This is a genomic window from Desertihabitans aurantiacus (assembly GCF_003344635.1).
GTDB classification, from domain to species: domain Bacteria; phylum Actinomycetota; class Actinomycetes; order Propionibacteriales; family Propionibacteriaceae; genus Desertihabitans; species Desertihabitans aurantiacus.
The window spans coordinates 1-4,018 of record NZ_QPKK01000310.1; the positions used below are offsets into that span (position 1 = coordinate 1).

Annotated in this window: 5 protein-coding genes; 2 read left to right on the top strand and 3 right to left on the bottom strand. The window is 75.5% G+C overall.

Annotation, left to right across the window (positions count from 1 at the left end):
- Both DVA66_RS21055 and DVA66_RS17915 read left to right on the top strand, forming a co-directional pair.
- Window positions 1-542 (top strand): hypothetical protein (locus tag DVA66_RS21055; protein WP_232822050.1); only part of this gene is annotated, 542 nt, incomplete at its 5' end.
- 62 nt (window positions 543-604) lie between these two features.
- The gene (locus tag DVA66_RS17915) at window positions 605-1,969 is read left to right on the top strand and encodes an ABC1 kinase family protein (RefSeq protein WP_114561265.1); all 1,365 of its coding nucleotides are present in this window, start codon (window positions 605-607) and stop codon (window positions 1,967-1,969) included.
- Between the two features lie 79 nt (window positions 1,970-2,048).
- Here the strand turns inward: DVA66_RS17915 and DVA66_RS17920 are convergent, their stop codons facing one another.
- The 3 genes from DVA66_RS17920 to DVA66_RS17930 all read right to left on the bottom strand — a co-directional run.
- Window positions 2,049-2,405, bottom strand: a complete 357-nt coding sequence (locus tag DVA66_RS17920) for a WhiB family transcriptional regulator (protein WP_114561266.1) — start codon at window positions 2,403-2,405, stop codon at window positions 2,049-2,051.
- Between the two features lie 112 nt (window positions 2,406-2,517).
- Window positions 2,518-2,829, bottom strand: coding sequence for a hypothetical protein (locus DVA66_RS17925; RefSeq protein ID WP_114561267.1), 312 nt, complete (start codon window positions 2,827-2,829; stop codon window positions 2,518-2,520).
- A 117-nt stretch (window positions 2,830-2,946) separates the two neighbouring features.
- A partial coding sequence (locus DVA66_RS17930; protein WP_198671914.1) for a 3'-5' exonuclease occupies window positions 2,947-4,018 on the bottom strand: 1,072 nt, incomplete at its 5' end.

Here is a 4,018-nt window from a genome sequence, read left to right on the forward strand (position 1 = left end):
CCGCCGAGGCCCTGCGCGCCGAGCTCGTGGCGACCCGTCCGGGCGGCGGCGCCCGCCCGACCCGCGTGCTGGCCCACTGGTCGCAGCTGCTCGAGCTCGGCACGGGCACACCCCGGCCCGACGTCGTGGTGGTCGCGCCGGACCGCGCCGAGTGCGACCGGGCCGTCACCGACACGCTGCTGCGTCGCGACCTGCCGCACCTGCTGGTCCGCCCCCTCGACGGCGGGGCCCAGGTGGGCCCCTTCGTGCTGCCCGGCACCGGCTGCTGCACCCGGTGCACCGACCTGTACCGCGCCGGCCGGGACCCGCGCTGGCCCGCCGTGCTGGCCCAGCTGATCCGCCAGCGCAGCCGGCCTGAGGCCGTGGCGGTGGACTGGGCGGTCGCCGCGGCCGTGGTGCAGGTGCTGGCCGCCCTCCACGGCCACCGCCCCGACCTGTGCGGGCACACCCTCGAGCTCGACGCCCGCGACTGGAGCACCCGGCTGCGCCGCTGGCCCGCGCACCCCGGCTGTGGGTGCGACCTGTCACTGCTGGAGCGCTGAACGCGGCGCCCGGGCCCGCCGCTGGACCGGGCGCGCTGCGGACCGGCTGGCAGAATGAGGCCATGAGCGACGCCGACTCCCCCGACGACCGGCGCCCCCGCCCCTCCCCTCCCGACCGCTCCCGGCGCGACGGACTGGCGCGGTCCGCGCTGGGCCGCGGTGCCCGCCTGATGAGCATCCCCCTCGGGGTGGCCGGGCGGACCACGGCCGGGCTGGGACGCCGTCTGGGCGGGACCAGCCGGCGCGAGCTGGACGAGGAGATGCGTCGCCGCACCGCCCAGCAGCTGTTCACGGTGCTGGGTGAGCTCAAGGGTGGGGCGATGAAGCTCGGCCAGGCGCTCAGCATGTTCGAGGCGGTGCTGCCCGAGGACGTCGCCGAGCCCTACCGCATCCACCTGCGCCGGCTGCAGGACTCCGCACCGCCGATGCCGGCCTCCCGGGTGCACGCGGTGCTGCGGCGCGAGCTCGGGCCGCAGTGGCGGGCCCGGTTCCGGAGCTTCGACAACCGGCCGGCGGCCTCGGCCTCGATCGGCCAGGTGCACCGGGCGGTGTGGGAGGACGGCCGCGAGGTGGCGGTCAAGGTGCAGTACCCGGGTGCGGACGAGGCGCTGCGCTCCGACCTGCGCCAGCTCGGCCGGGTGGCCTCGCTGGTGGCGCCGCTGCTGCCGGCGATGGACGTCCGGGCGCTGGCGGCCGAGCTGGAGGCGCGGGTCTCGGAGGAGGTCGACTACGAGCTCGAGGCCGAGCACCAGCAGCAGGCGGCCGAGGGGTTCGCCGGTGACCCGGAGTTCCTGGTGCCGGCCGTGCTGGCCCACACCGCCACGGTGATGGTGAGCGAGTGGGTTGACGGGCCGCCGCTGTCGGCCGTCGCGGACTGGCCGGAGGCCGAGCGCAACGAGGCGGCGCTGCGCTACGTCCGGTTCCTGTTCGCCGGTCCCAGCCGGGTGGGGCTGCTGCACGCCGATCCGCACCCGGGCAACTTCAAGGTGCTCGAGGACGGCCGGCTCGGGGTGATCGACTTCGGGCTGGTGGCCCGGCTGCCGCACGGACTGCCCAGCGACATGGGCCGGCTGCTGCGGCTCTGCGCCGACTCCGACGCCGACGCGGTGGCCGCCGGCCTGCGCGAGCTCGGGTTCGTCCGCGGCGAGGTGGAACCCGGCGAGCTGTACGACTACCTGGCCCCGTTCGTCGAGCCGGCCCGCGTGGAGGAGTTCCACTTCACCCGGGACTGGATGCGGGCGCAGTTCGCCCGGGTCAGCTCGGCGCAGACCAGCGAGGTGGCCCGACGGCTGAACCTGCCCGCCTCCTACCTGCTGATCCACCGGGTCTGGATGGGCGGCATCGCGGTGCTGTCGCAGCTGGACGCCTCCGAGCGCTTCGGCGACGTGCTCGAGGAGTTCCTGCCGGGCTGGTCCGACAGGGGCTGAGCCCGGGCGCGCCAGGAGCCGGTCCCCCTCCCGGGGGGACCGGCTCCGGCCCCAGGTAGCGAGCCTCGGGCGCGGACCGTCAGGCGGCCCGCTGGTCCTTCTTGGCCGGGGCGTCCGCGGTGGAGGCGCTGGCGGCCACCTCGTCCGGGCGCGGGTGCTTGCGCGGACGGCCCCGCGGGCGCTTGCGGGGCACGACCACCCCGGCGATCACCAGCTGACCGCCCCACACCCCCCACGGCTCCTTGCGGTCCAGCGCCCCGGCCAGGCACTCGGCCTGCAGGGGGCACCCGACGCACAGCGCCTTGGCGTGCTCGACCTCGGCCGGCGACTCGGCGAAGAAGGTGTCCGGCTCCACCTCGTGGCAGGGCAGGCGCTGGCCGGTGGCCGGCAGCGACGCCCCGAGCAACCCGGGTATCTCGTACAGCGTGGCGGTCATGGTCTCTCCTGATGGTGTCGTCGGGATGCTGGAGGAGCTGGTCCCGGGAAACACGAAGGCCGTGAGTTCCCGGTGTCGGGGACTCACGGCCTGGAGAGGCGATGCAGGGGACCTACATCGGAGTCCTCAGGCGGGAGTCCACGAGGGGGGTGGCGGCGAAGCCGGTGGTCTTGGCGGTCATGGGAGCGTGCATCCGGTCACGGACGAAGCCGGCAGGCTTGTCGGTGCCGGGCTCGTCGGTGCGGAGGCGCACGTCGGCCACGACGGCGGACCAGCCGCCACCGACGTACTGCGCACCCAGACCGCGGCCGGCGGGAGAGCCGGCGGCGACGACAGCGCGTCCGCGGGAGGCGGGACGACGCTCGGAGATCGGGGAGCAGGGCGCGGTGGACGGCACGGCCACGTTCACGATGGTGAGGTCCATGTCGATCACTCCTTCCCCTGCTCGGCGGACCGGATCGACATCCGGGCCGCGGTGTGGACACCGCTGCGGTGTTCCGACGAACACACTAGAGAGCCGTCTCGACGGCCCGCAACCGATTTACCCGATGACTTTCGACTTCTTCTTCCGCCCACCCGGCGACCCTTCCGGGGCGAGCAGCTCGAGCACCTGCTCGCCGTACCGGTCGGCCTTCACCCGGCCGAGGCCCTGGATGGCCACCAGCTCGGCGTCGGTGCGGGGACGACGTTCCGCGATCGCCACCAGGGTGGCATCGGTGAAGACGCAGTAGGCGGGCACCTTCTGCTCGGCGGCCTGCTGCTGGCGCCACTCCCGCAACCGCTCCAGGGTGGACTCGTCGTAGCTGGAGGGGCAGTCGCGGTGCCGCCCCAGCTTGCGCTCGGCGGCGTCGTGCAGGCGTTCGGCGCAGGTGCGGCAGGTGGCGGTCAGGCTGCTCCGACCGCTCACCCGCGGACGCCGGGACGCCGCCGGCGCACTGGTCGGCGAGGCCGGCAGCACCGGGGCCAGGAACCTCGACGGCGCCCGCACGGCACCACCGCTGCTGCGGCTGCGGGCCCAGGAGATGCGGAGCCGCTCGCGCGCCCGGGTGATGCCCACGTAGAGCAGCCGCCGCTCCTCCTCCACGTCGGCCGGCGACTGCGCCAGCACGAACGGCACCGTGCCCTCCTGGACGCCGACCAGCGCGACGGCGTCCCACTCCAGCCCCTTCGCCGCGTGCAGGGTGGACAGCGTCACGCCGTGCGCGATCGGTGCGTGCTGGGCGGCGGCCCGCTCCTCCAGCTCGGCGACCACGTCGGCCACGGTGCTGCCCGCCCCCGAGCCGACCACGTCCTCGGCGACCCCGAACAGCGCCTGCACCGACTCCCAGCGCTCCCGTGCCGCACCGGCCCCGCGCGGCGGCTCCGGCGTCCAGCCCGTCCCGGCCAGGACGTCGCGCACCTGACGCAGCACCTCCTCCGCACCCTCGGCCGACGGGTCGCCGGCCAGCGCCCGGGCCGCGGCCCGGAGCGCCCCGAGCGCCTGGCGCACCTCGGCCCGCTCGTAGAACCGCTCGGCCCCGCGCACCAGGTAGGGCACGTCGCGGTCGGCCAGGGCGGCCTCGTAGGCCGGGGACTGCGCGTTGATCCGGAACAGCACCGCCATCTCGCGCCAG